We start from the raw sequence: 25,786 nt of genomic DNA, 5'->3' as shown, positions 1-25,786 counted from the left end.
ACCATGAGCAAGCCCAAGAAGCAGATCCATCTGGCCGCCCACTTCCCCGGCGTCAACAACACCACCGTGTGGAGCGACCCGGAGGCCGGCAGCCACATCGAGTTCAGCTCCTTCGCGCACTTCGCGCGGACCGCCGAACGCGCCCGGTTCGACTTCCTGTTCCTCGCCGAGGGCCTGCGCCTGCGCGAACAGGGCGGCAGGATCTACGACCTCGACGTCGTCGGCCGCCCCGACACGTTCACCGTGCTCACCGCGCTCGCCGCCGTCACCGAGCACCTCGGCCTCACCGGCACCATCAACTCCACCTTCAACGAGCCCTACGAGGTGGCCCGCCAGTTCGCGAGCCTCGACCATCTCTCCGGCGGCCGCGCCGCCTGGAACGTCGTCACCTCCTGGGACGCGTTCACCGGCGAGAACTTCCGGCGCGGCGGCTTCCTGCCGCAGGGCGAGCGCTACTCCCGCGCCAAGGAGTTCCTGGCCACCGCACACGAACTGTTCGACTCCTGGCGCGGCGACGAGATCGTCGCCGACCAGGCCGCCGGGATCTTCCTGAACGACGCCAAGGCGGGCGCCTTCGTCCACCAGGGGCAGCACTTCGACATCCACGGCCGGTTCAACGTGCCGCGCAGCCCGCAGGGCCGGCCGGTGATCTTCCAGGCCGGGGACTCCGAGGAGGGCCGCGAGTTCGCCGCGGCCGGCGCCGACGCCATCTTCAGCCGGCACGCCACGCTGGACGCCGGGCGCGCCTTCTACACCGACGTGAAGTCCCGGCTCGCCAAGTACGGCCGCCGCGGCGACCAGCTGCTGATCCTGCCCGCCGCCAGCTTCGTCCTCGCCGACACGGATGCCGACGCCGAGGAACTCGCCCGGCACGTGCGCCGGCAGCAGGTCAGCGGCGCGACCGCGATCAAGCACCTGGAGTTCGTCTGGAACCGGGACCTGTCCGCCTACGACCCCGACGGCCCGCTGCCCGACATCGACCCGCTGCCCGGCGAGAACACCGTGGCCCGGGGCCGCGCCCAGGTGCGGATGTACCGCGACCCGGTCGCCACCGCCCGTGAGTGGCGCGAGCTGGCCGCCGCCCACAACTGGTCGATCCGCGACCTGGTCATCGAGACCGGCAACCGGCAGAACTTCGTCGGCTCGGCGCGGACGGTCGCGGCGACCATCGACGAGTACGTCCAGTCCGACGCCAGTGACGGCTTCATCCTCGTCCCGCACATCACCCCGGGCGGCCTCGACGCGTTCGCCGACACGGTCGTACCGCTGCTCCAGGAGCGCGGGGTGTTCCGCACCGAGTACGAGGGGACGACCCTGCGCGACCACCTGGGGCTCGCGCACCCGGACGAGCCGTCGGTCGGGCGCGCGGCCTCCTGAAGCCCTGGGCCCGGTGTGGCGAGGTGGGGCCTCGTTTCCCTCCCCCGAAGGTAACGAGACCCCACCGCTCCCCCGGTGCCGGACAGTGGTCCAGCCGCCCGCGTGGCGCGGTCGTGTGCCTCACCAGCACATGACCGCCGTCTCGCCCGAACCCCAGCCGGAGTACAGGCGCACACGGACGAAGTAGCGGCGGCCCCTGACGAGCCGGGCCGTGAGCGTGGCGTTGTGCGGTGCGCCGCCGTCGTCGTCACCGGCGACGAAGCGCGGTTCGCCGTCCCGCTCCTCGAACAGGACGGTCACGGCGTCCCCGGCGCCGAAGACCGCGACCGTGTACTCGCGGGTCTGCGGCGGCTCGATCCGGAAGTCCGCCTGCTCGCCCGGTCCGAGCCGCAGCGGCGCCGAGCGGAACGGCACCAGCTCCGGCGCCGGCGGCGCGGTGAGCGACGGATACCAGCGGAGCGCGAACTCCTTGTCCAGCGCGGACAGCGTCCCCGGCGGGGTGAGCCCCGCACGGAACCGCTCCGGCTCCAGGATCAGGCCCGACGAGAACGGATACTCCATGATCGACTGCGGGTCCCACAGCGAGCCGTTGACCTCGTCGCGGTCCAGCTTGCGCAGGATGTTGAAGAACGTGGTGTCGCGGTCCCAGAAGTTCGGCGGGCCCGCCAGGTCGGCGTAGACCGCCTCGTCGTCCCAGTGGATGCCCGCGAACGGGCTCTGGTGCTCGTGCAGCATCCCCAGCGCGTGCCCGATCTCGTGCAGCGCGGTGGCGCGCTCGCCGGGCGCGGTGAGATCCCAGCCGAGGTTCATCGTCCGCTCGTTCTGGCCGAGCCGGAGCGCGTCGCGGCCCACCGTGGACCAGGAGCCGTCGCCGAGCTGGAACCCGATCCGCAGTTCCGCCTCCGAGCGGTCGGAGACCTCCGCGAAGGACACCCCGAGGCCGAGCCCCTGCCACTCCTCGAAGCAGCCCCGGACCACGTCCTGCTGCTCCTTGGCGCCGACCCACGACACCCGCCGGGTCTCCCCGGTCCCCGGCACCGGGATGACCGAGCCGTCGCCGTCGCCGTCGAAGAAGTAGTAGTGCAGGACCGTGCCGTTGACCCACATCGGCCGTCCGCCGATGAGCGCGCTGAGCCGCTCCGCGGCCAGCCCCGGTGCGAACGCGGGGGCCGGCTGCTGCGGGAGCGAGCAGTAGCGACCGGTCATGCACCCAGACTGCCGCCAACCGGGCCCGGCGACTTGAGTCGAGGTCTACTCAAGTCGCCGTGTATCAGATCTGAGTAGCCGCGCTCATGCCTGTGTGACGACATTCGAACGGGACGCGCGAACGCTCGAGCTGCCCTGGCCGTTCACCGGCCGGGAGGAGGAACTGGAGCTGGTCCGCCGGTCGCTGACCGCCGGACGCCACGGCATCGTCGTGACCGGGCCGGCCGGCTGCGGCAAGACCCGGCTCGCCACCGAGGCGCTGCGCGGCACCGACTGCGCCCGGGTCGCCGGGACCCCCGGCACGCACCGGATCCCGTTCGCCGCGTTCGCGCACCTGCTGCCCGAGTCGGTGTCCCTGCACCGCGCGGTCCAACTCCTCTCGGGCGTAAGGCTGCTGCTGGTCGACGACGCCCATCTGCTGGACGACGCCTCGGCCGCCCTCGTGCACCACCTGGCCGTGCACGGCCGGACCCGGCTGATGGTCGTCGCCCGCGACAGCGCGCCGCTCCCCGGCGCCGTCTCCCGCCTCTGGACCGGCGAACTGCTGCCCCGCCTCGCCCTCGAACCCCTGCCCGACGAGGAGATGACCCAGCTCCTGACGACCGGCACCGGCGGCACACTCGAACCGCTCACCGTGAACCGGCTGCGCCGCCTGTGCGAGGGCGATCTGCGGCTGCTGCGCGACCTGTCCCACGCGATTGGCGAACACGGGCCGCTCAGCGCGGTCCCCGGCACGGACCTGTTCGCCTGGCGCGGCCCCGTCCCGCTGACCGAGACGGTCCGGCTGCGCACCGCGCCCGTCCTCGGCCGCGTCCGCCCCGAGGAGCGCGAGACACTCGACCGCGTCGCCTTCGCGGAACCCCTCGCACCGCACCTCGACGAGTTCGAGCTCCCGATCCTCGAACGCCTCGAGTCCGACGGCCTGATCGCCCTCGACGACACCGGCGCGATCCACCTCACCAGCCCGCTCTACGGCCCGGTGCTGCGCGCCGCCGCCGGCTCGCTGCGGGCCCGCCGCCTCGCCCGCACCGCCGACGAGCTGGCCCCCGCCCTCAAGTCCGAGGCGGTTGTGCTCCAGGACCGTATCGAGAGGTCCGACGTCCGCGACGCGTCGACGCCGGTGGGGGAGTGGCTCGTGGCGGAGGGCGGCACCGTACCCGCCGACTACGCCTCCTGCCGGGCCCGGTACGCCCGTCTGCGCGGCGAGCTCCGCGAAGCGGCGGCCTGGGCCCGCGAAGGCCTGCGCGAGACCCCGGACGACGAGCCCTGCCTGGCCGAACTCGCCCTGTCCGCGGTCCAGTCGGGAGAAGCCGGTGCGGTGGACCGGGGGGCGGGGGCGCGGGCGGACCGCGGACACGCGGAGGGCCTGGACAGGGCGGAGGAGGCGTACGACGCCGTACGCCGGGGTGTTCCGGACCCGGCCCTCGCCCAGCTGCCGCCCGGCACCCCCTTCGCCCGGCACGCCGAGGCGCTCGCCGCGGCCGACGGGCCCGCACTGGACGAGGCGGCGACGGCGCTGGAGGAGCGCGGCTACCTCCTCTTCGCCGCCGAGGCGTACGCCCAGGCCGCCGGCGCCCACCGCGACCCCAGCGCCGCCCGCACCTCCCGCACCCGGGCCATCGCCCTCGCCCGGCACTGCCAGGGCGCCCGCACCCCGGCCCTGTCCGGACTCGCCCTCGGTGAACTCACCACCCGCCAGCGCCAGATCGTCGCCCTCGCGGCGGCCGGCCTCAGCAACCGCCAGATCGCCGAACGCCTCACGCTGTCCGTCCGTACCGTCGGCAACCACCTGTACAGCGCCTACGCCCGCCTCGGCGCGAGCGACCGCACCGCACTCCCGTGGCTGATGGAACAGCCGGACACCCGCTCGGCCTGACCCGCCCGCAACGGGTCGGCCCCGTGCGACGTCCCCCGGAACGCTGCCGCGGACAGGCCCGCGGCCCCACACTGGGTGGTGCGGCTCCGCGGCAACTCACCATCGGGGGAATCGGGGGAAGAGACATGCAGGACGACGTTCCCACAAGACCCGGCCGTGCGGACGGGCTGATGGAGGTGCGGCTGGTCGTCGCGCCGGACCCGGAGCTGGACGCGGAGGCCGCGGAGCGGCCGGTACGGCAGTTGCGGGCCGAGATCACGTCACTGGACGTCGAGTCGGTCCGCCCCGGCCCGGTCGGCACGGCCGCCGACGGCACGGCTCCGGCGGGCGCGGCGCCCGATCGTGCGAAGGGCACCGATCCGGTCACGGTGGGGGCGATCGTCGTCGCGCTGAGCGCCTCCGGCGGAGTGTTCGCGCTCCTCGTCGAGACCGTGCGCGACTGGCTCGGCCGGTCCACCGCCCGCCACCGGGTCTCCGTGACCATCGACGGTGACACGATCGAGCTGGAGCGGGCGAGCGAGGCCGAGCGCCGGGACCTGGTCGACGCGTACATCCGCCGCCACTCGGGCAGTTGACCATGGGACGCCGCCTCGCGCTGCTCATCGCCACGTACGACTACCAGGACAGCGGGCTGCGGCGGCTGACCGCACCGGCGCACGACGCGGAGGCGCTCGCCGCGGTGCTGAGGGATCCGCGGATCGCGGGGTTCGAGGTCACGTCGCTGACCAACCAGCCGCACCACCGGGTCGGCGAGGCCATCGGCGACTTCTACCGGGACCGGCGCCGCGACGACCTGACCCTGCTGTACTTCACCGGGCACGGACTCAAGGACGACGACGGCCAGTTGTACCTGGCGATGAGCAACACCCGCCGCGACAGCCTGCTGTTCACCGGGCTGCCCGCCGAGCACGTCGACCGGGCGATGTCCGCCTGTATGTCCCGGCAGAAGGTGCTGATCCTCGACTGCTGCTACAGCGGGGCGTTTCCCGCCGGGCGGATCACCAAGGCCGACACCGCGGTGCACACCCTGGAACGGTTCCAGGGCCACGGTCGTACGGTGCTGACCGCCTCCGACGCCACCCAGTACTCCTTCGAGGGCAACCAGGCGCACGGCGAGGCCGCCCAGTCGGTGTTCACTCGTTTCCTGGTGGAGGGGCTGCGCGACGGCAGCGCGGACCTGGACGGCGACGGCGACATCACGCTGGACGAGCTGTACGGCTACGTCCACGACCGGGTCGTACAGGAGATGCCCCAGCAGCGGCCGAAGCGGCAGGACAACGTCGAGGGCCGCATCGTCGTCGCCAGGAACATCAACTGGGAGCTGCCGACGTATCTGCGGCACGCGATCGAGAGCCCGATCGCCACGGGCCGGCTCGCCGCGCTGGACGGGCTCACCGACCTGCACCGGATCGGCAACGACACGGTCCGCGAGCGGGTGCGCGAGGAGGTCCGACGACTCGCCGACGACGACAGCCGGGTGGTGTCGCAGGCGGCGGCGGCACTGCTGCGGACGCTTGCGCCCACGCGGACCGAGCCCCTGGAGCAGGCTGCTGAACCGGCTGCCCGGGTGGTCGAGATGCCCGCCCCGGCAGCCGGGCCGACCGCCCCGGCCGTCGAATCACCGGAGCCGACCGCCGTGGCCCCCGCCCCGGCCGAGCCACCGGAGCCGGTCACCGAGGCACCCGCCCCGCACGCGGAGCGCCCCGAACCGGCCGCTGAACCCCCCAGCCCGCCCGACCCCGTTGTCTGTGTCCCGCAAGAGGTGAGTGAAGGGCCGGCCGGCCCGCGTACCCCGGCCGAGACCCCTCCCTCCCGTTGGCCAGACGTCCCGCGTCGGACGATTCTGCTGGGTGGGCTCGCCGCCGTCGCCGCGGTTGGCGTGCCCACCGGAATCGTCATGTCGATGTCCGGCAGCGACAAGGACGGCGGGACCTCGGCCTCGGCGTCACCCGATCCGGTCACCACGGTGGTGTTCGATCGCGACGGCGGGCGGCTCGCCACCGCCGGCTACCTCACGCCGGAAGTCCCGCTGTGGGACACGGCCACGGGCAGACGGACCGCCACCCTCAACCCCGGCGACGACACCGGGGTGTACTCCCTGGCGTTCAGCCCGGACGGCAAGACCCTGGCCATGGGCTGCGGGGACAACGGCATCCGGCTCCTGGACCCGGTCACCCGGCGGGTCACCGCCACACTCACCGGCCACAACGGCGAGACCGGCGGTGGCGGAGTCCTCGCGGTGGCGTTCAGCCCCGACGGCAAGACCCTCGCCAGCGGAGGCGCGGACTACACGGTCCGGCTCTGGAACGTCGCCGACGGCCGGAACACGGTGACCATCACGGACCACACGGACAACGTCTACGCGGTGGCGTTCAGTCCGGACGGCAAGACGGTCGCCAGTGGCAGCACCGACAAGACCGCAGGCCTGTGGAGCGTGCCCGACGGCCGTTCCCTCGCCACGGTCACCGGCCTCAAGCGTCCTGTCGCCTCGGTGGTGTTCAGCCCGGACGGCGAGACCCTGGCCATCGTCGCCGGGGAACAGTTCGTCACGCTGTGGGACGTGGCCACCAAGCGGTCCACCACCGCCGGGGACAGCGACAGCGGAGTCCTCTCGGCGGCGTTCAGCCCGGACGGGAAGACCCTGGCCCTCGGCGAGTACGCGGGCAGCGTTGTGCTGATGAACCTCGCCACCACCCGCACCCAGGCCACCCTCACCGGACACAACCGAGAAGTGGCGCACGTGGTGTTCAGCCCCGACGGGAAGACCCTGGCCACGGGCAGCTGGGACGGTACGGCCAGGCTGTGGGACCTCGCCACCGGCCGCACCACCTTCACGCTCCCCGGAACCACAGCCACGGCCACGGCCACGTCCTCCTAGGGGCGCCGCGCCCTCAGGCCGCCCCGAACGCCGTGAACGCCCACCCCGTGGCCTGATGCGTCGCGTCACCGGGCAGCGCCGCCCGCGCGTCCCGCAGGGCCTCCGCCAGGGACAGGCCCGCACCCAGGCCCTTGTGGAGGGCCAGCATCAGCGGGACCACCGCCGCGTCGTTGACGGGCGCGCTGCACGCGACGACACCCGCCGTACCGTGCGGCAGCAACGCCGTGACCAGGCCGAGGAGTTCGTCCGCGCCGACCGAGGCGAAGCGGGCGGTGTCGCAGCAGGACAGGATGATCCGGTACGGGCTGCGGTCCAGACGGTCGAAGTCGTGCACGATGAGCGGCCCGTCGGACATCCGCAGCGACGAGAAGAGCGGACTGTCGGCGCGGAACGCGCCGTGCGCGGCGATGTGCGCGAGCGCCGCCCCGTCCAGCTCCTCAAGGACCCGGGACACCCCCGCGTCGTCGCCCTCCAGCACGGTCGGCTCGCTGTACCGGTCGGCGACCTCGGGCACCTCCGCGCCCCCCGTCGACAGACCGGGACCACGGACCAGGACATGGCGGCCACCGGGCGGCGGCTCGGTCTCCCGCGCCCGCAGCCAGCTGGTCGCCGACGGCGACACACTCACCACCCGTTCCCGCAGCGCCGGAAGCAGCGCCCAGGGCACACGGTGCAGCCGTCCCGGCGGTACGACCACCACCGGGCCGCCGCCCAGATGCGCCGCTGCCGGGCCGAGCAGCAGCTCCTCCAGCCGCGCCCCCATCGCCTCCACGAGCGGCAGCCGGGCGTCCGCGCCGGGATGGGCGAGACGCCGCAGCCCCGCCTGTACGTGCTCCGCCTCCTGCTCGGCCTCGGCCAGCAGCCCCGCCTCGAACCGCCGTACCCGACCCTGCCCGCACAGCAGCACCTGCACCCGCCCGTCGACCACCGCCAGCTCCACCAGCAGCGTCGAGCCCAGCCGGTCCAGGAGCCGGCCCACGTCGAAGCGGTCGTTCCCGCCCGGCGTCTCGCCCCGCAGATGCAGCGTCCGGGAGCGGATCGCCCGCTCCAGGCGCCGCTGCTCACGGTCCAGGGCCGGCACGGGCCGGCTGTCCCTGCGGGCCTCCTCCGCGCGGGCGGCGATCTCCCGGTACGCGGTCAGATCGCCGAGCAGCTCCGGGTCGGCCGGCGGCCGGGTCGGCGGCGCGCTCAGCGCGGTCGCCCGCCAGCGCTCGCTCCACACCAGCAGCCGCCGCGGCCCGCCGTGCGCGAGACTCGCCCGCTGCGCCAGCGCCGCCAGCTCCGCACCCTGCTCGGTCGCCCTGGCCCGCAGCTCCGAGGCGCCCAGCGTCATCCGGTGGTCGTCCAGCACGTCCAGGCCACGCCGGCACGCCTCCAGCACACCCCGCCGGGAACCCGCGGCCTCCGCCCGCAGCGCGTGCGCGGCCCAGCCCGTCACCCGCGCCAGCGGCGGCCCGCTGTGCCTGCTGCGCGCGGCCAGCGCCAGATGCCGCTCCGCGTCCGTGCGCCAGCCCAGCCGCAGCGCGATTCGCCCCGCCAGCAGCGACGCCTCCGGAGCGGCCGGCGCCCCGAACGAGGCCAGCCGTTCCGCCACCGCCGCCGCGTCCGCGACCAGCCGTCCCGAACGCCGCCCGGTCGCCACCCGCGCCTCGATCAGCACCAGCCGGGCATGCGTCTCCCACCAGCTGCGCCGCTGCCCCGCGAACAGCCGTACCGCCAGCGCGGCCCGCGCGATCGCCGTGTGCGGATCACCCGCCAGCCGCGCGGCCCTGGCCGCCGTCAGCAGCAGCTCCGCCTTGCGGGTCGACTGGCCGCCGATACCGTCCAGCTCCGCTATCGCCGCGTCCGCCTCGGCCAGCGCCTCCGGTGCGAGACCGGCCGCCATCAGCACCTCGCACCGCCGGATGTTCAGCATGAACGTCGGCGTGCCCAGCTTCGCGTACCGCTCCTCCGCCTCCGCCAGCAGTCGCAGCGCCGCAGGCACGTCCCCGGACCGGAACGCGGCGAGTCCCCGGCTCTCCACCGCGTCCGCCTTGTCGTGCTCCTGGCCGGTGGTCTCCCACAGCGCCTCGGCCGACGTGAAGTCGGCGTCCGCGCGGTCCACCGCGCCCAGCGCCAGATGCACCGTCGCCCGCAGCGTCAGCGCCCGCGCCGTCCAGATGACGTCGTCCGCCTGCCGCAGCACCGGAATCGCCCGGCGTACGTCCTCCAGTGCCGCACGATGATGGCCGAGCACCCACCCGGCGTAGGCCCGCCGGTACAGCACCCGCGCGCGGGTGTGCCCCGTGCCGCGCGCCACCCCCCGCTCCAGGGCCTCCTGACCCTGCCGGGTCTGCCCCGCGTGGATCAGCGCCACCCCGAGCGTGCCGAGGACGTCCGCCTCCCGCTCGGCCGAGTCCGCGCGCACCGCGAAGTCCCGGGCGCGCCGCAGATGGTGCAGGGCGAGCCGGGTGTCGCCGAAGTCCCGCTGCCAGATCCCGATCACCTGATGGGCCACCGAGGCGTGCAACGGCGCCGCCTCGGCACCCAGCACACGCCGTGCCCCCGCCAGGGCGTCGTTCGGCGCCGCGAACACCATCGGCAGCAGTTCGAGAACCGAGTCGCTTCCCGCTGTCACCCCTGGGATGGTAGTGCGCGCGGAACCACGTCACACGGGTTTGGGTCTGTATCAATCGGCCATCAACCGGCTCTGATTGACGACCGCCGCCTCAGTGGGAGGACACGCCATGGCACTACAGCGATTCCACGAGCAGTTCGACGAGATCCAGCGCGCCCTGCCCGACGTACCGCTGGCGATGGGCCCGGACGACTCCGCCGAGTTCATCTACGAGAAGGGTGTGGTCCTCGCGCGCGACGGTGAGGACGCCGTCGCCGTCGAGGACGCCGTCCGCACCCACTTCACCGCGACCGAGGGCCTCGTCCCCGACCACGTGCGGCGCGCGAGCCCGCAGACGAACCGCTCCGGCATCACCCGCATCCAGGTCGGCGACCCCGCCCAGGGCGGCCGCAGCGGCGACCTGGCCGTCGCCGGCGCCCTGCGCGCGCTGCGCGGCCCCGAGGGCCGTACCGGACGCCGTCTGATCAGCCGCAACCACGTGGTGCACATCGCGCCGGTGAACTCCTGCCCCGGCGACGAGCCGGTGCCCGCCCTGGAGAGCCCGCAGCCCAACCCGGCCGTCGCCGACACCGCCTACGACCCCGCCGGCGCCGTCGGCGTCCTGGTGATCGACAACGGCCTCGTGCACGACTACCGCTCCTACCCGCCCATCGCCCGCGCGGAGGGCGATCTCCAGATACAGGAGACCGGCGCGGACGGCCTGCTGCGCCTGTACGTCGGCCACGGCACGTTCATCGCGGGCCTGGTCGCCGCCGTCGCCCCCAACACCGACGTCACCGTGCGCAACACGCTGAACGACGTGGGCGCCATCCTGGAGTCCGAGTTCGGCGAGAAGCTCTTCGACGCGGTCGACGAGAGCGGCTGGCCCGACATCCTCAGCCTGTCCGCCGGCACCTCCAACGGCCGCACCGACGGCCTGCTCGGCCTGGAGGGCTTTGTGCAGGCTCTGCGCGAGCAGCGCACCCTGCTGGTCGCCGCCGCCGGCAACAACGGCAGCGCCACCCCGTTCTGGCCCGCCGCCTACGCCACCCGGCCCGGCTACGAGGACGCGGTGCTGTCCGTCGGCGCGCTGCGCAGCGACGGCGAGTACGCCGCCTGCTTCAGCAACCACGGCCCCTGGGTCCGCGTCTTCGCCCCGGGCGAGCGCGTCACCAGCGCCCTGACCGGCTTCGACGCCCCGCGCCCCTACGTGTACCAGCACTCGACGTACGACGACTGCCGCTACGGCTACACCTACGGCTGCACCTGCACCCACCCCCGGCACTGCGGCGTGCTCAGCGAGGAGCGCGAGACCACCTCCGGCAAGCCCGACCAGGTGATGTTCGAGGGCCTCGCCCAGTGGAGCGGCACCTCCTTCGCGACCCCCGTCGTCGCCGCCATGGTCGCCGCCCACATGACCGCCGAGGGCGAGCGCGACCCGCGCGAGGCCGCCCGCCAACTCCTGGAGAAGAACACCGAGTTGGCCGAGGTGCGGGGCGGACACGTGCCCGCGCTGCTGCCGTCCACGTGGCAGCCGGTTCCGGTCGCGAACCCCACGATCGACGGATGAGATCCACACTGAACGCCGGATTCCGCTCGAGTGCGGGAGCCACCCCTGTCACGGCGTACGATGACATGCCGTACACGAGGGGTGGGTCCGTGGATCGTGCAGATGTCGGCGTGCTCGTTCAATCCGCCGTCGACGGCGACGCGGCGGCATGGAAGACGCTGGTCGAAGGGCTGAGCCCGCTGGTGTGGTCGGTGGTGCGCGCGCACCGCCTGTCGGACGCGGACGCACACGAGGTCTACCAGACCGTGTGGTTCCGCTTCGCCCAGCATCTCGGCCGGATCCGGGAGCCGCAGAAGGCCGGATCATGGCTGGCGAGCACCGCGCGGCACGAAAGCCTGAAGGTCATCAAGAGCCTGCGGCGGCTGACGCCGACCGACGACCCGAACGTGCTGGACCGGGTGAGCGAGGAACCCACACCGGAGGAGTCGCTGCTCGACTCCGAGGAGGCCGCCGCGCAGAGCGAGCGGATCCGCCGGGTGTGGCAGGAGTTCGAGGAACTCGGTGAGCGCTGCCGGCAGTTGCTGCGCGTGCTCATGGCCTCGCCGCCGCCCAGTTACCAGGAGGTGTCGGCCGCACTCGGCATCGCCGTGGGCAGCATCGGGCCACTGCGCCAGCGCTGTCTGCGTCGCCTGCGGGCCCGACTCGAAGCACGGGGAGCACTGTGAACCGCCACGAAGACGACGATTTCGAGGGCTACGGCGACGAGCCCCTCGACGAACAGAACCAACAGGCCGACGAGGAGGAGTTCGACATCCGCCCACTGGAGGCGGACCTCCGCCGCGCGGTCGCCGTCCTGGACCCGGTCCCGGTCGAGCTGCGCAGGCTCGCCGTCGAGGCGTTTGTGCTGCACGACCTCGACGCCCGGATCGCCGAGCTGACGTTCGACTCCCTGGTCGACGGAATCCCGGTCAGGGGGGTGACGGACCCGCCGCGGATGCTCACTTTCCGCACCGGTGAGCTGACCGTGGACGTCGAGGTGACGTCCCAGGGACTCATGGGTCAGGTGCTGCCGCCCCAGCCGGCCCGGATCGAGGTGCTCGGCGGGCCCCGGCCCGCCACGCCGGACGTCCTGACCGTCGACGCCCTCGGCCGGTTCACCAGCCAGGCGCCGCCGATCGGCCCGTTCGCCCTGCGGCTGCGGACCGACGCGGACGTCGTCGTGACGGAGTGGCTCCGGGCCTAGGACCCTGTCCGCGGCGGATCACGGCGGATCACGGCGGATCACGGTGGCGCGTGGTGGCGCGCTGTGGATCACGGTGGCGCGCGGTGGTCCGCCGCGGCGCCGCCCTGGCCGGTCGCGCGGTTCCCCGCGCCCCTTCAGCGGCGCCTCACCACGTGCACGGCAGGGTCTGCGGCCCCCGGATCATGGTCTTCTTCCGCCACATCACCTGGTCGGCCGGGACCGCGAGCCGCAGACCCGGCAGCCGGTCGAGCAGCGTGGTGAGGAGCAGCTCCGTCTGAAGCTTGGCCAGTACGGCGCCGGTGCAGTAGTGCGGCCCGTTGCCGAACGCCAGATGGGGGTTGGCGGCCCGGTCCGGGTCGATGTGGTCCGGGTCGGGGAAGACCTCCGGGTCGCGGTTGGCCGCCAGGTACGACACGTACACCGGGTCACCGGCCCGGATCAGCGTGCCCCGCACCTCGACGTCCTCCAGCGCGATCCGCGCCAGCCCCACCGAGCTGCGGTGCGGAACGAAGCGCAGCAGCTCCTCGATCAGCTCCCCGCGCCCGTCCGTGCCGTCCCGCATCCGCGCCATCAACTCGGGCCGGGTGAGCAGCAGATACAGCATCTGCCCGCAGTTGTGGGTGACGGCCTCGCCGCCGATCTGGAGCGGCCCGGCGAGCCCGATCGCCTCCTCCTCGGCCAGGTCACCACGGGCCACGGCGGCGCCCAGCATCGAGTACACGTCCTCGTCGCCCCCGGCGGCGCGGGCACGGATCGTCTCGGTGATCCAGCCGTACAGCCCCTGCTTGGCCCGCTCGGCGCCCTCGGCGCCGCCGGACGTGGAGATGATCTGCCGCGTCCAGGCGTGCACCTTCTCCCGGTCGCCGGCCGGCACCCCCATGACCTCGCTGACCAGCGCGATCGGGAACGGCTCCAGGACCCGCTCGATGAGATCGGCGGGCGGGCCGTCCTGGACGACACCCTCCACCAGCGGGTCGAGGAGGTCCTGCGCGCGCGGGCGCAGCCGCCGCATCGCGCCGACCGTGAACGCGCCGGCCACCGCCTTGCGCAGCCGGTTGTGGTCCGGCTGGTCGGCGAAGGCGAGCGAACCGGGCCGTGGCTTGAAGTGCGGTGCCATCCGCGTCACTTGGCGCTGTGTCACCTCCGCGCGGCCGAAGCGCGGATCGTTGGTGATCGCCTTCACGTCCTCGTAGCGGGTGGCCAGCCATGCCCAGCCCTCGCCGAAGGGCAGCCGGATGCGGTTCAGCGGGCCCTCGCGCATGAGGTCGGCGAGGACCGGGTCGAAGGCGGTCCCGTCCAGGTCGGGCGTGGGCCAGTCCCGTACCGGCGGCGGTGCCTGCCCGGTCAGCGTGGTGGTCTCCTCGGTCATGACCTCACCCTCTCCTCACCCCGCCCGCCTGTCGCGCGGGGGCGCCCCAGGAGGAGCCGAAAGAAGGAGCGGAGGCCTACGAGGTCATGGCTCAATGGCGTTCACCGGGGTACGGCGTCGATCAGTTCCGCCAGTGCCGCCGCGAGCCGCGGCAGACCGTCCGTCGTGGGCCCGCCCGGTTCCGTCATGTACGAGTCCCGCCGGATCTCCACCATCAGCGCGCCGACCCGCGGATCGGTGCCGTAGAACTCCAGCGGCACATACGTACCGGCGAACGGGCTGTCCAGCCCCGTCTCGCCGCAGCGCGCGAATGCCCGGCGGGCCGCCGTGAGCAGCTCGGGCGGGGTGTGGAAGGCGTCGGTGCCCAGACAGACGGCCGGGCGCGGTCCGGCGCCGTGCAGCTCGTAGGGCAGCGCGGCGCCGGGGTAGGAGTGGACGTCGACGATCACGGCCCGTCCGGTGGCCGCCAGCCGGTCCGCGACGGCCGCCGCCATCGCGCGGGCGTACGGGTGGAAGTAGCGCTCGACGAGCGGCCCGGGGTCGGTGTCGTCGGCGCGCAGCGGCTCCCGGTGGGTGGTCCGCGTGTAGACGGCCCCCATGCCCACGGCGAGCATCTCCTCCCGTTCGTCCGGGAACCGCTCCGGATCGACGACCAGGCGCGAGAGCCGGTTGACGAACCGCCAGGGTGTGAGCGCGGCGAGCCCGGCGGCCTCGGCGGCGATCCGCGCGGTGTGCGCGTCGGTGATGTGGTCCAGCTCCCGCTCCAGCGCCGCGTCGTCGAGCACGATGCCGCCGCGCACGTCGGACGGGATCTCGCGCGCCGAGTGGGGGACGTGGAGCAGCACGGGGGAGTCGGCGGCGCCGGGCAGCAGCTCGTGGGAGGGCGGCTGGGCGGTGGCCATGGGGCGGCTCCGGGGGCGTTGTCAGTGGCGTACGGGTGGGGGATCCGGCCGTCGGCCACCAGGGCCCCGGCGTTGCCGCTTGTCGCGCAGTTCCCCGCGCCCCTGGGCGGATGACGCCGAACCCGGTGGGGCCGACGCTCAGATCGCCCACCCAGGGGCGCGGGGAACTGCGCGATCAACCACAGCGGACCCGCACGTGCCTCGGACAAGGCGGGGCTCTTGATGGCCGCCGGTCAGGCCACGCACGTAGGGGCGCGGGGAACTGCGCGATCAGCCACAGCGGACCCGCACGTGCCTCGGACGAGGCGGGGGCTCTTGATGGCGGCCGGTCAGTTCACGCACCTGGGGGCGCGGGGAACTGCGCGGACAGCCACAGCGGACCCGCAGCGGCGCGGACGCCTCCGCCCCGGCCGGGCCATGTGCCGGTCGGGGCGGAGACGGTTCGTGGGGCGTGGGGCCCGTGAGGGTCAGCTCAGGGACGCGAGGGCCGTGTTCCACGTGGCGGACGGGCGCATGACCTCGGCCGCCTTCGCCGGGTCGGGCTGGTAGTAGCCGCCGATCTCGGCCGGGGAGCCCTGGACGGCGTTCAGCTCGTCGACGATCTTCTGCTCGTTCGCCGCGAGCGTCTCCGCCAGCTGCGCGAACGCCTTCGCGAGATCGGCGTCGTCGGTCTGCGCGGCCAGCTCCTGCGCCCAGTACAGGGACAGGAAGAAGTGGCTGCCGCGGTTGTCGATGCCGCCGACCCGGCGGGTCGGGGACTTGTCCTCGTTGAGGAAGGTCGCCGTGGCGCGGTCCAGCGTGTCCGCGAGGACCTGGGCACGCGCGTTGCCCGTGGTCTTCGCGTACTGCTCCAGGGAGGGCACCAGCGCGAAGAACTCGCCGAGCGAGTCCCAGCGCAGGTAGTTCTCCCTGACCAGCTGCTGGACGTGCTTGGGCGCGGAGCCGCCGGCGCCCGTCTCGAACAGACCGCCGCCCGCCATCAGCGGCACGACGGACAGCATCTTGGCGCTGGTGCCCAGCTCCAGGATCGGGAACAGGTCGGTGAGGTAGTCACGCAGCACGTTGCCGGTCACCGAGATGGTGTTCTCGCCGCGGCGGATGCGCTCCACGGAGAGCTTGGTGGCGTCGACCGGCGCGAGGACGCGGATGTCCAGGCCCTCGGTGTCGTGCTCCGGCAGGTAGGCCTCGACCTTGGCGATCAGGTTGGCGTCGTGCGCACGGGTTTCGTCCAGCCAGAAGACGGCCGGGTCGCCGGTGGCGCGGGCGCGGGTGACGGCGAGCTTCACCCAGTCCTTGATCGGGGCGTCCTTGGTCTGGCAGGCCCGGAAGATGTCACCGGCGGAGACGGTCTGCTCGATGACCACGTCACCGTTCTGGTCGACCAGCCGGACCGTGCCGGTGGTCGGGATCTCGAACGTCTTGTCGTGGCTGCCGTACTCCTCGGCCTTCTGCGCCATGAGGCCGACGTTCGGGACGGAGCCCATGGTCGACGGGTCGTAGGCGCCGTGGGCGCGGCAGTCGTCGAGCACGGCCTGGTAGACGCCGGAGTACGAGGAGTCCGGCAGCACCGCGAGGGTGTCGGCCTCCTGGCCGTCCGGGCCCCACATGTGGCCGGAGGTGCGGATCATGGCCGGCATCGAGGCGTCGACGATCACGTCGGACGGCACGTGCAGGTTGGTGATGCCCTTGTCGGAGTCGACCATGGCGAGCGCCGGGCCCTCGGCGAGCTCGGCGTCGAAGGACGCCCGGATCTCGGCGCCCTCGGCCAGACCTTCGAGGCCCTTGTGGATGCCGCCCAGGCCGTCGTTCGGGGACAGACCGGCGGCGGCGAGTTGGGCGCCGTACCGCGCGAACGTCTTCGGGAAGAAGGCGCGCACGACGTGGCCGAAGACGATCGGGTCGGAGACCTTCATCATCGTGGCCTTCAGGTGCACGGAGAACAGCACCCCCTCCGCCTTGGCGCGGGCGACCTGTGCGGTCAGGAACTCGCGCAGCGCGGCCACCCGCATCACGGAGGCGTCGACGACCTCGCCCGCGAGGACGGGTACCGACTCGCGCAGCACGGTGGTGGAGCCGTCGTCGCCCTTGAGCTCGATCCGCAGCGAGCCCGCCTCGGAGATCACCACGGACTTCTCGGTGGAGCGGAAGTCGTCCACGCCCATCGTCGCCACGTTGGTCTTGGAGTCGGCGCTCCAGGCGCCCATGCGGTGCGGGTGGGTCTTCGCGTAGTTCTTGACCGAGGCCGGGGCGCGGCGGTCGGAGTTGCCCTCGCGCAGGACCGGGTTCACGGCGGAACCCTTGATCTTGTCGTAGCGGGCGCGGATCTCGCGCTCCTCGTCGCTCTTCGGGTCGTCCGGGTAGTCGGGAAGCGCGTAACCCTGCTCCTTCAGCTCGGCCACGGCGGCCTTGAGCTGCGGGATCGACGCCGAGACGTTCGGCAGCTTGATGATGTTGGCCTCGGGCGTCTTGGCCAGCTCGCCCAGCTCCGCCAGCGCGTCCGGGATGCGCTGCCCCTCCTGGAGGTACTCCGGGAACACGGCGATGATCCGCCCGGCCAGCGAGATGTCACGCGTCTCCACGTCGACACCCGCCTGCGAGGCGTACGCCTGGACCACCGGCAGGAAGGAATACGTTGCCAGGGCCGGGGCCTCGTCAGTGTGCGTGTAGATGATGGTCGAGTCAGTCACCGGGTGCTCCGCTCCACGTCTGCAACATTGCTCGACATCAAGATATCTCGTGACCGGCCGCGCCTCGACAGCGGCCGGACACCAAATGTGCCTCCGGCGGGGGGCCGCACGAGGTTGAGCGAAATCAAGTCGTTCTCCGTGCAACCGAATCACCGCTGTGATGGTCATGGAAGTAGATCGTCTTCCGATCCGACGACGACCGGGACTGACCACCCGGCCGCCCGACCGAAAGCTGAACATGAGATATCGCAGCAGAGTGACCGCACCGGCAGCCGCACTGATCGGCACCGCCGCGGCACTGACCGGGGGCTCTACGGCATACGCGGCCACGGGGGAGCGCAGCGCGAAGAGCGCCGGCACCCCCGGCGCGGAGACCCTCGGCGACACCGTCTACCCGAGCCTGGGCAACGACGGGTACCGCGTCTCCGCCTACCACCTCGACTTCGCCTACGACGCGACGACCCGCCTCGTCGACGCCGTGGCCACCCTCAGCATCACCACCACGCAGGCCCTGTCCCGCTTCTCGCTCGACGCCCTCGGCCTCGACATACGCGGCGTGAAGGTCGCCGGCCGCACGGCGGCCTTCGAGCAGGCCGGTGAGAAGCTCCGCGTCACCCCGGCCAAGTCGCTGCCCTCCGGCGCCTCGCTCACCGTCTGCGTCACCTACGGCGCCGACCCGCGCCGCGCCCTCGCGCACACCGCGTGGATACCCACCGAGGACGGCTACGCGATCTGCCCGCAGCCCGACTCCGCGCACACGGTCTTCCCGTGCAACGACCACCCCTCCGACAAGGCCGACTTCACTTTCCGCCTCACCGTCCCGAACGCGGTGCGCGGGGTGGCCAGCGGACAGCTCGTCCGCACCGAGAAGCTCGCCGGCGGCCGGACCGCGTACACGTACCGCTCCCGCTCGCCGATCGCCACCGAGGTCGTGCAGATCACCGTCGGCGACTACGTGATCAAGGACCGGCAGGGCCCGCACGGGCTGCCGCTGCGGGACGTCGTCCCGGTCTCCCGGGCCACCGCCCTCGAACCGGCGCTCGCGCTCACCCCGAACCTGGTGAGCTGGCTGGAGAACCGCCTCGGCGCCTACCCGTTCGAGACCTACGGTCTGCTGCCGGTCAACGCCGACGTCTCCGAACTCCCCGGCGGCTTCACCGGCCTGGAGACGCAGACCCTCACGGTGTACCGGCCGGGCTACCTCCTCCAGGAGGAGTCCAAGATCGGCTCGCACATGATGCACGAGCTGGTCCACACCTACTTCGGCAACCTGGTCTCCCCGGCCACCTGGGCCGACCTGTGGATCAACGAGGGCCACGCCGACTTCTACGGGCTGCTGTACCGCTACGAGCGCGGCTGGCCGGACTCCATCGGCCTCACCACGCTGGAGGCCCGGATGAAGAACACCTACGCGCAGGGCGACCAGTGGCGCCACACCTCCGGTCCGGTCGCCGCCCCGAACGCGGTGAACCTCTTCGACAGCCAGCGCTACCTCGGCGGCGTCCTGGTGCTCTACGCGCTGCGCAACGAGATCGGCGAGGCGGCGTTCAACACGGTCGAGCGCACCTTCCTGGACCGCTTCCGCAACCGCTCGGCGTCCACGGACGACTACATCGCCGTCGCCTCCGAGGCCTCCGGCCGGGACGTGACCGGTTTCCTGCGGGACTGGCTCTACGGCACGAAGACCCCGCGGATGCCCGGACACCCGGACTGGACCGTCACCCCGGTCAAGTCGTCCGCCTCCATCGCCCCCGAGCGGCGCAGGAGCAACCACCACGACAACTCGGCCACGCTGTAGCCGGGTTCGGTTCCCCTCTCTGAAGCAGCAGGACGAAGCCCCCGGTCCCGGCGGATGTCGGGACCGGGGGCTTCGGTGGAAAGGACCGCGGGAACCTCAGTCGACGCGGGCGGAGTGGATGTCGCCGGGCTCGTTCTCCGCACCCCGCTGCTGCGGGATGACCACGGCGCCCTGCTGGAGCGCCACCGTCCGCGCGGGCGCCGGAATCCGGATGCCCTCCTTGCGGTACCGCCGGTGCAGCCGCTTGATGAACTCGGACTTGATCCGGTACTGGTCGCTGAACTCGCCGACACCCAGGATCACCGTGAACCCGATCCGCGAGTCGCCGAAGGTGTGGAAACGGACGATCGGCTCGTGGTCGGGCAGTGCGCCCTCGACGTCCTTCATCACCTCGGCGATGACCTCGTTCGTCACCCGCTCGACCTGGTCGAGGTCGCTGTCGTAGGCGACACCGACCTGGAGCAGGATCGTCAGCTCCTGCTCGGGACGCATGTAGTTGGTCATGTTCGTCTTGGCGAGCTCGCCGTTGGGGATGACGACCAGGTTGTTGGAGAGGTTGCGGACCGTCGTCTGACGCCAGTTGATGTCCTCGACATAGCCCTCCTCGCCGCTGCTCAGCTTGATGTAGTCGCCGGGCTGCACGGTCTTGGAGGCGAGGATGTGGATCCCCGCGAAGAGGTTCGCGAGGGTGTCCTGGAGCGCGAGCGCCACGGCCAGACCACCGACGCCCAGCGCGGTGAGCATCGGGGCTATCGAGATGCCCAGCGTCTGGAGCACCACCAGGAAACCGATCGCCAGCACCAGTACGCGGGTGATGTTGACGAAGATGGTCGCCGAACTCGCGATCCCGGACCGGGACTGCGTCACCGAGCGCATCATGCCGGCGATCAGCCGCGCCGCCGCGACCGTCACCACGAAGATGAGCAGCACGGTCAGCGTCTGGTTGGTGTGGTGCTGCACGGTCTTCGTCAGCGGCAGCAGCGCCGTACAGGCCGACGCGCCACCGAACACCGCGGCCCACGGCACCAGTGTGCGCAGCGCGGAGACGATCACGTCGTCCCCGTCCCAGCGGGTCCGGTCGGCCTGCCGGCCCAGCCAGCGCAGCAGCAGCCGCAGCAGGAACGCCGCGAGGATGCCCGCGACGAGGGCGATGCCGGCCAGCATCAGATCGTCCAGGGTGAGCTCGCGGGTCACCGCTCACCTCCGGGCAGAGGCTCTGCGGCGGACGGCACGGCCGACGGCCGGATGGGGAGTCTCGTCACGTAGTCACCTGTTCGGTTCCGGGATGTGCCAGGGCACCCGCCCGCACGGCGGGGCACGACCGCTCATCCTGCCGTATCCGGCACACCAGTTCGTACCCGCGCGACGACGTGAGCTGCGGCTCAGCGGGTTCTGACGGACAGTTCGGCCGGTTGTGCGCCGCCGCCGTGGACGGCTGCGGTAGGAGTTCCGTAGGTACGGCCGGAGACACACCCGGGTCAGACGTCGGTGAACGACCCGTGCCGCCCCGCACCCGAGGCGAACCGCTCGGCGCCCTCCAGACTCTCCGCAAGCACCCGGGAGCCGTGACGCAGTTCACCGTGCATCGCCTCCTCCTCCGGCAGTCCGTCCTGCTCCAGCACGGACGCCCGGTCGGAGCGCAGACAGGACTGCGGGAAACGGGCGATGCCGGCGGCCAGTTCCTCGGCGGCGGCACGGGCCGTGCCGGTGGGCACCAGACGGTTGGCGAGGCCGATTTCGTACGCCTCGGCGGCCGGCACCGGGCGGCCGGTGAGGATCAGGTCCAGCGCACGGCTGGTGCCGATCAGCCGCGGCAGCCGTACCGTGCCCCCGTCGATGAGCGGCACACCCCAGCGGCGGCAGAACACCCCGAACACCGCGTCCTCCTCGGCCACCCGCAGATCGCACCACAGGGCCAGCTCCAGACCCCCGGCGACGGCGTGCCCGGCCACGGCGGCGATCACCGGTTTGCCCAGCCGCAGCCGGGTCGGCCCCATCGGCCCGTCGCCGTCCTCGATCACCCGGTTGCCGCGCGCGGTCCCGAGCGCCTTGAGATCGGCGCCCGCGCAGAACGTGCCGCCCTCGCCCCACAGCACCGCCACGCGCGCCTCGTCGTCGGCGTCGAACTCCCGGAAGGCCGCGGTGAGTTCGTCGGCCGTGGGCCGGTCCACCGCGTTGCGGACCTCCGGACGGGACAGCACGACCGTGGTGACGGGCCCCTGACGCTCGACACGGACCGACATGGTGAAATCCCCTTCCGTACGACTCCGCGAGTCCGCACGTTACTGGGGGAGTTTCCAGATGGCACAGCAGCAGGCGGCGCCGGTCGCCGTGGTCACCGGCGCCAACCGGGGCATCGGCGAGGAGGTGGTTCGCCAACTCGCCGACCGGGGCCACCTGGTGGTCCTCGGCTCCCGGGACCGGGCCAAGGGCGAGTCCGCCGCGGCCCGCATCGACCCTGGCGGCGAACGCGTCACCGCCGTACAGCTGGACGTCGCCGACCCGGCGAGCGTGACGGCGATGGGCGAGTGGGTGGCCGACCGGTACGGCCGCGCGGACGTCGTGGTGAACAACGCGGCGATCCTCTACGACACCTGGGCCCAGGCCCGTACCGCCGATCTGGCGGAGGTCCAACGGGCCCTGGACACCAACCTGTTCGGCGCCTGGCGGGTCACCCAGGCCCTGCTGCCGCTGCTGGAGCGCAGCCCGCGTCCGCGGGTCGTCAACGTCAGCAGCGAGGGCGGCTCGCTCGCCTCGATGAGCGGCGGCACCCCCGCGTACAGCGTCTCCAAGGCCTCGCTCAACGCCCTCACCTGCCTCCTGGCCGGCGAACTGCGCCGCTACGGCGTCCTGGTCAACGCCATCTGCCCCGGCTGGGTCGCCACGGACATGGGCGGCCACGGCGGCCGCCCCGTCCGCGAGGGCGCCGCCGGAATCGTCTGGGCGGCGACCCTGCCGGACAACGGGCCGACGGGCGGCTTCTTCCGGGACGGGGTGCGGGTGCCGTGGTGAGCACCGGGGGTGAGAGGTCGCCCGCGCCTCAGATCACCTTCAGGCGGACCAGGGCGCCCAGGGTGAGTGCCCCCGGCAGCAGGGGCAGCCACACGGTGATGACGCGGTAGGCCAGCACCACGGCCGTCGCCACCGCGACCGGGCCGCCGGCCGCGACCAGTGCCACGATCAGCGCGGCCTCGACCGAGCCGATCCCGCCCGGCGTGGGCACCACCGCCACGGCGACCGTCGCCGCGAGATAGGCGAGGGCCATGTGCCACGGCGACACCGGCAGCCCCAGCGCCGTCCCGACCGCCGCGAGCCCGGCGGCCTGGAGCGCGGGGAACGCCAGCGAGCCGCCCCACAGCGCGAGCGCCCGCGAGGGACGCGTGTGCACCGAGCGCGCCTCGCCAAGGGCGCTGCGCACAAAGGTGAAGACGGCGGTCCGCAGCCGCCGTACGAGGGCAAGGACGACGACCACAACCAAGGCCGCGCCTCCGACACCCGCCAGCAGCGGGAGCACCGCGCCGTCCGGCAGCAGGGAGTCCAGCCGCAGCGCGTGCGGGAAGGCGATGAACAGCGCCGCCAGCAGACCGACCCGGGCGACGGACTCGGCCATCAGATACAGGGCGACCGCGGCCGAGGAGCGGGCCGGCGGCAGCCCGCACACCGTCATGAACCGCAGATTGACCGCGCTCGCGCCGAGCCCGGTGGGCAGCAGATGGTTGGCCGAGCCGGCCGCGAACTGCGTGACCAGCAGCCGCAGCGCGGGCAGCCGGTCCACCACCGCGCCCTGCCGGGTCACCGCGGCCGCGACCCAGGTGAGACAGGTGGCACCGGCCGCGGCCAGCAGCCAGGGCCACTTGGCCGTCGCGAGATGCCCGAAGCCCTCGACGAGCACGGCACGGTGCCGCACCGCCACCACCGCGACGAGCGCGAGCGGAAGCAGTACGAGTATCCGGCGAACCGGAAGACGCCGGAGCGCCCGGGAGAACCGGGAGGTCCGGGGGGCGCTTCCGGGTGGTGTCTGTACGGCTGTCACACTCGGAGAGGTTTTCCGTACCGCATCAACTGCGGGTTGCGGGTGTGGGGACGGCTGCTTACGGACGGGCTGCGGCCCTGTGTCGACGGTGCCCCGTGCGCCGGGAGACCTGTCCTTTTCGTCACATGAGGGACTACGTTCTGCGTCACGCGTGAGGAAGCCTGGAGGCGTCGATGAGTGCGTGCGCGGTGTGCGGCGGCCCGACCGCGCCGACGGGGCGCGGCCGCCCGCCGGTCTACTGCTCACGCGCCTGCCAGGCCAAGGCGTACCGGGCCCGCAAACGCGGCGCGCTGCCGCGGCCCCGCGCGGTGGTGCCCGTACCGGAGCCCACCGCCCCCGCGCCGCGCGCCCGTCTCCTCGACGCGGCCGAGGAGGTACTGCTGGGCGAGGGCGAGCCCGGAGCCGGCCCTGCCGGAACCGGTCCGCGACCACTACCGCCGCCTCCAGGACCGCCTGCCGAGGTGACGAAGGGCGTACGGGCCCGGCGGCCGGAACTGAGCGAGTAACCTCGCGTCGCAACCTTGATGTTGTAATGAGCGTCGCGCCGCCGTGCCGTGTCGAACGACCCGGCGTCGGGCGGCGCGCAAGGCGCGGCAGTCGCATCCCTCGGACGAGGGGATACGGGGGACAGGACCATCATGGAGAACTTGCGGCCCGGAGATCCGACACGGGTCGGGGACTACCGGTTGCTCCGGCGGCTCGGCGCCGGAGGCATGGGGCAGGTGTTCCTCGGGCGCTCCCAGCGCGGCCGTACGGTCGCCGTGAAGCTGGTCCACCCGCAGTTCGCGTACGACGCGGAGTTCCGCCAGCGGTTCCGCGCCGAGGTGGCCGCCGCGCGCAGGGTGGGCGGCGAGTGGACCGCACCGGTCCTGGACGCCGACACCGACGCGGACACCCCCTGGGTCGCCACCGGATACGTCGCCGGCCCCACACTGCACCAGGCGGTGACCGGGGTCGGCGGGCCGCTGCCGGAGCGGTCGGTCTGGCACCTGGCCTCCGGCCTGGCGCGTGCGTTGCAGAGCATCCACGGCTGCGGGCTGGTGCACCGGGACTTCAAGCCGTCGAACGTCATGGTGACCGTCAACGGACCCCGGGTGATCGACTTCGGTGTCGCCCGCGCGGCGGACGGCGGTGTGCTGACCCGCACCGGCGCGATGGTCGGCTCCCCGGCGTACATGTCGCCCGAGCAGATCCTGGGCCGGGAGATCACCGGGCTGAGCGACGTGTTCAGCCTCGGTCTGGTGCTGGTGTTCGCGGCCACCGGCCGGCAGGCGTTCGGCAGTCCCGACAGCAGTGCCCACGCGATCATGCTGCGCGTCACCGAGGACGAACCGGACCTGGACGGGATGTCCGAGCCGCTGGCCGCGCTGGTGGCGCGCTGCCTCGCCAAGCGGCCCGAGGACCGGATCCCGCCGTCCGAGATCGTGACCATGGCCGAGGCGGCCACGGCGGACGCCGACCCGGACGCCTGGCTGCCCGGCAGCCTGATGGCGGAGCTCGGCCGGCACGCCTCCAGCCTCCTCGACCTGGAGGAGCCGTCGCCCACCCAGGTCGTCAACCCGGCCACGGGCCGTGCGGGGGACGACGTGCACGCCATGCCGACGATGCACGGCGGGCACGTCCCGCCTCCGCCGCCGGGCACCCCGACGCCGACGCCGATGCCGCCCGTACCCACCCCCGTGCCGGGGATGCCACCGATGCCGACGCCGACGCCCACGCCGACGCCTTGGACGACGACGGCCACACCGCCGATGCCGCCGGTCCCGGGAGGAGGCTTCCCTCAGGGCGGCCGTCGGCCGGGCGACCGCCGTGGTGGCCGGGTCGGCCCCGTGCTGGTCACCTGTGCCGCCCTCGCCGTGGTCGCCGTGGCACTCTCCATGATCATTCCCGGCCTGCGCGGGAAGGACGATCCGGCGGACTCGGGGGCGTCCGGTGCGGGCTCCTCCACGGAGTCCCCGAAGGTGCCGCTCGCCGACTACAAGGGCAAGTGGACCGGGAACGTGAGCAATTCGGGCAGCAGCCAGTACTCGGTCTCGGTCGACTACACCGGCGGGAAGCTCGGCGACCGGGTGGCCACCGTCGCGTACCCGTCACTGGCGTGCAGCGGCCGGTGGACCCTCACCATGGACACCGGGCACTCGATCCAGCTCCACGAGGAGATCACCGAGGAGGACAGCCCGACCAGCTGCCTCGACGAGGTCGACGTCGTCCTGACCTCGCTCGGCGACGGCAGCCTGCGCTACGAGGTCAAGGGTGTGGAGGACACCGGCACGCTGAAGCGCGCCGGCTGACCCGCGGGCGCGCCCCGCTC

The 25,786-nt window shown here is 72.9% G+C and carries 19 protein-coding genes; 11 read left to right on the top strand and 8 right to left on the bottom strand.

Annotation, left to right across the window (positions count from 1 at the left end; translation table 11 throughout):
- Positions 1 to 3 precede the first annotated feature (3 nt).
- On the top strand, positions 4 to 1,377 hold the full coding sequence (locus ACIQAC_RS05865; RefSeq protein ID WP_402187376.1) for an NtaA/DmoA family FMN-dependent monooxygenase: 1,374 nt from the start codon (positions 4 to 6) through the stop codon (positions 1,375 to 1,377).
- 120 nt (positions 1,378 to 1,497) lie between these two features.
- On the opposite strand, the gene ACIQAC_RS05860 is transcribed toward ACIQAC_RS05865, so the two are convergent.
- Entirely contained in the window at positions 1,498 to 2,583 is a 1,086-nt protein-coding gene (locus ACIQAC_RS05860) for a M12 family metallopeptidase (protein ID WP_402187373.1), read from the bottom strand.
- 94 nt (positions 2,584 to 2,677) lie between these two features.
- Between ACIQAC_RS05860 and ACIQAC_RS05855 the strand changes: the two genes are divergently transcribed.
- The 3 genes from ACIQAC_RS05855 to ACIQAC_RS05845 all read left to right on the top strand — a co-directional run bounded on the left by ACIQAC_RS05855 (position 2,678) and on the right by ACIQAC_RS05845 (position 7,337).
- Entirely contained in the window at positions 2,678 to 4,459 is a 1,782-nt protein-coding gene (locus tag ACIQAC_RS05855) for a LuxR C-terminal-related transcriptional regulator (protein WP_402187371.1), read from the top strand.
- A 125-nt stretch (positions 4,460 to 4,584) separates the two neighbouring features.
- Positions 4,585 to 5,034, top strand: a complete 450-nt coding sequence (locus ACIQAC_RS05850) for a hypothetical protein (RefSeq protein ID WP_402187369.1) — start codon at positions 4,585 to 4,587, stop codon at positions 5,032 to 5,034.
- A gap of 2 nt (positions 5,035 to 5,036) precedes the next feature.
- Positions 5,037 to 7,337, top strand: a complete 2,301-nt coding sequence (locus ACIQAC_RS05845) for a caspase family protein (protein ID WP_402187367.1) — start codon at positions 5,037 to 5,039, stop codon at positions 7,335 to 7,337.
- A 13-nt stretch (positions 7,338 to 7,350) separates the two neighbouring features.
- Here the strand turns inward: ACIQAC_RS05845 and ACIQAC_RS05840 are convergent, their stop codons facing one another.
- Positions 7,351 to 9,915, bottom strand: a complete 2,565-nt coding sequence (locus tag ACIQAC_RS05840; protein ID WP_402188196.1) for a CHAT domain-containing protein — start codon at positions 9,913 to 9,915, stop codon at positions 7,351 to 7,353.
- A gap of 148 nt (positions 9,916 to 10,063) precedes the next feature.
- Between ACIQAC_RS05840 and ACIQAC_RS05835 the strand changes: the two genes are divergently transcribed.
- From ACIQAC_RS05835 to ACIQAC_RS05825, 3 genes are all read left to right on the top strand, one after another.
- Positions 10,064 to 11,503, top strand: a complete 1,440-nt coding sequence (locus ACIQAC_RS05835) for a S8/S53 family peptidase (RefSeq protein ID WP_402187365.1) — start codon at positions 10,064 to 10,066, stop codon at positions 11,501 to 11,503.
- A 65-nt stretch (positions 11,504 to 11,568) separates the two neighbouring features.
- Positions 11,569 to 12,168 (top strand): RNA polymerase sigma factor, encoded by a 600-nt coding sequence (locus ACIQAC_RS05830; RefSeq protein WP_402187363.1) that lies wholly within the window; start codon positions 11,569 to 11,571, stop codon positions 12,166 to 12,168.
- Entirely contained in the window at positions 12,165 to 12,686 is a 522-nt protein-coding gene (locus ACIQAC_RS05825; protein WP_402187360.1) for a hypothetical protein, read from the top strand. Before ACIQAC_RS05830 ends, ACIQAC_RS05825 begins: the two co-directional genes overlap by 4 nt.
- A 145-nt stretch (positions 12,687 to 12,831) precedes the next feature.
- Here ACIQAC_RS05825 and ACIQAC_RS05820 read toward each other — a convergent pair whose 3' ends face one another.
- From ACIQAC_RS05820 to ACIQAC_RS05810, 3 genes are all read right to left on the bottom strand, one after another.
- Complete coding sequence (locus tag ACIQAC_RS05820) at positions 12,832 to 14,055, bottom strand: cytochrome P450 (RefSeq protein WP_402187357.1); 1,224 nt, start codon at positions 14,053 to 14,055, stop codon at positions 12,832 to 12,834.
- Between the two features lie 101 nt (positions 14,056 to 14,156).
- Positions 14,157 to 14,957, bottom strand: a complete 801-nt coding sequence (locus ACIQAC_RS05815) for an N-formylglutamate amidohydrolase (RefSeq protein WP_402187355.1) — start codon at positions 14,955 to 14,957, stop codon at positions 14,157 to 14,159.
- A 467-nt stretch (positions 14,958 to 15,424) separates the two neighbouring features.
- Positions 15,425 to 17,644 carry an NADP-dependent isocitrate dehydrogenase gene (locus ACIQAC_RS05810; RefSeq protein ID WP_402187353.1) on the bottom strand — a complete coding sequence of 740 codons (2,220 nt, stop codon included), beginning with the start codon at positions 17,642 to 17,644 and terminating at the stop codon, positions 15,425 to 15,427.
- A 238-nt stretch (positions 17,645 to 17,882) separates the two neighbouring features.
- Here ACIQAC_RS05810 and ACIQAC_RS05805 point away from each other — a divergent pair, with 238 nt between their 5' ends.
- A complete protein-coding gene (locus ACIQAC_RS05805; protein ID WP_402187351.1) occupies positions 17,883 to 19,442 on the top strand; it encodes a M1 family metallopeptidase in 1,560 nt (519 codons plus the stop codon).
- 96 nt (positions 19,443 to 19,538) lie between these two features.
- Here ACIQAC_RS05805 and ACIQAC_RS05800 read toward each other — a convergent pair whose 3' ends face one another.
- On the bottom strand, positions 19,539 to 20,636 hold the full coding sequence (locus tag ACIQAC_RS05800; protein WP_402187348.1) for a mechanosensitive ion channel family protein: 1,098 nt from the start codon (positions 20,634 to 20,636) through the stop codon (positions 19,539 to 19,541).
- Between the two features lie 284 nt (positions 20,637 to 20,920).
- Positions 20,921 to 21,685 carry a crotonase/enoyl-CoA hydratase family protein gene (locus ACIQAC_RS05795; protein WP_402187346.1) on the bottom strand — a complete coding sequence of 255 codons (765 nt, stop codon included), beginning with the start codon at positions 21,683 to 21,685 and terminating at the stop codon, positions 20,921 to 20,923.
- Between the two features lie 58 nt (positions 21,686 to 21,743).
- Here ACIQAC_RS05795 and ACIQAC_RS05790 point away from each other — a divergent pair, with 58 nt between their 5' ends.
- Complete coding sequence (locus ACIQAC_RS05790) at positions 21,744 to 22,454, top strand: SDR family oxidoreductase (RefSeq protein ID WP_402187343.1); 711 nt, start codon at positions 21,744 to 21,746, stop codon at positions 22,452 to 22,454.
- 28 nt (positions 22,455 to 22,482) lie between these two features.
- Here the strand turns inward: ACIQAC_RS05790 and ACIQAC_RS05785 are convergent, their stop codons facing one another.
- Entirely contained in the window at positions 22,483 to 23,475 is a 993-nt protein-coding gene (locus ACIQAC_RS05785; protein ID WP_402187341.1) for a YbhN family protein, read from the bottom strand.
- Positions 23,476 to 23,648: 173 nt separating this feature from the next.
- On the opposite strand from ACIQAC_RS05785, the gene ACIQAC_RS05780 reads away from it, so the two are divergent.
- Together ACIQAC_RS05780 and ACIQAC_RS05775 are read left to right on the top strand one after the other, a co-directional pair.
- Positions 23,649 to 23,981: a hypothetical protein gene (locus tag ACIQAC_RS05780; protein ID WP_402187339.1), complete on the top strand. Its 333-nt coding sequence runs from the start codon at positions 23,649 to 23,651 to the stop codon at positions 23,979 to 23,981.
- Between the two features lie 132 nt (positions 23,982 to 24,113).
- Complete coding sequence (locus ACIQAC_RS05775; protein ID WP_402187337.1) at positions 24,114 to 25,766, top strand: serine/threonine-protein kinase; 1,653 nt, start codon at positions 24,114 to 24,116, stop codon at positions 25,764 to 25,766.
- Positions 25,767 to 25,786: the final 20 nt, after the last annotated feature.

The organism is Streptomyces sp. NPDC088387 (assembly GCF_044753385.1).
Lineage (GTDB): Bacteria > Actinomycetota > Actinomycetes > Streptomycetales > Streptomycetaceae > Streptomyces.
Note: the sequence above shows the minus strand (reverse complement) of the source record. Positions and strands in the feature narration are given on the sequence as shown.

What these genes read in the sequence shown, in the direction of transcription:
- ACIQAC_RS05865 (WP_402187376.1), top strand. Translation starts at nt 4, where the DNA reads ATGAGCAAGCCCAAGAAGCAGATCCATCTGGCCGCCCACTTCCCCGGC.
- ACIQAC_RS05860 (WP_402187373.1), bottom strand. Translation starts at nt 2,583, where the DNA reads ATGACCGGTCGCTACTGCTCGCTCCCGCAGCAGCCGGCCCCCGCGTTC.
- ACIQAC_RS05850 (WP_402187369.1), top strand. Translation starts at nt 4,585, where the DNA reads ATGCAGGACGACGTTCCCACAAGACCCGGCCGTGCGGACGGGCTGATG.
- ACIQAC_RS05845 (WP_402187367.1), top strand. Translation starts at nt 5,037, where the DNA reads ATGGGACGCCGCCTCGCGCTGCTCATCGCCACGTACGACTACCAGGAC.
- ACIQAC_RS05840 (WP_402188196.1), bottom strand. Translation starts at nt 9,915, where the DNA reads ATGGTGTTCGCGGCGCCGAACGACGCCCTGGCGGGGGCACGGCGTGTG.
- ACIQAC_RS05835 (WP_402187365.1), top strand. Translation starts at nt 10,064, where the DNA reads ATGGCACTACAGCGATTCCACGAGCAGTTCGACGAGATCCAGCGCGCC.
- ACIQAC_RS05830 (WP_402187363.1), top strand. Translation starts at nt 11,569, where the DNA reads ATGCCGTACACGAGGGGTGGGTCCGTGGATCGTGCAGATGTCGGCGTG.
- ACIQAC_RS05820 (WP_402187357.1), bottom strand. Translation starts at nt 14,055, where the DNA reads ATGACCGAGGAGACCACCACGCTGACCGGGCAGGCACCGCCGCCGGTA.
- ACIQAC_RS05815 (WP_402187355.1), bottom strand. Translation starts at nt 14,957, where the DNA reads ATGGCCACCGCCCAGCCGCCCTCCCACGAGCTGCTGCCCGGCGCCGCC.
- ACIQAC_RS05805 (WP_402187351.1), top strand. Translation starts at nt 17,883, where the DNA reads ATGAGATATCGCAGCAGAGTGACCGCACCGGCAGCCGCACTGATCGGC.
- ACIQAC_RS05795 (WP_402187346.1), bottom strand. Translation starts at nt 21,685, where the DNA reads ATGTCGGTCCGTGTCGAGCGTCAGGGGCCCGTCACCACGGTCGTGCTG.
- ACIQAC_RS05790 (WP_402187343.1), top strand. Translation starts at nt 21,744, where the DNA reads ATGGCACAGCAGCAGGCGGCGCCGGTCGCCGTGGTCACCGGCGCCAAC.
- ACIQAC_RS05780 (WP_402187339.1), top strand. Translation starts at nt 23,649, where the DNA reads ATGAGTGCGTGCGCGGTGTGCGGCGGCCCGACCGCGCCGACGGGGCGC.
- ACIQAC_RS05775 (WP_402187337.1), top strand. Translation starts at nt 24,114, where the DNA reads ATGGAGAACTTGCGGCCCGGAGATCCGACACGGGTCGGGGACTACCGG.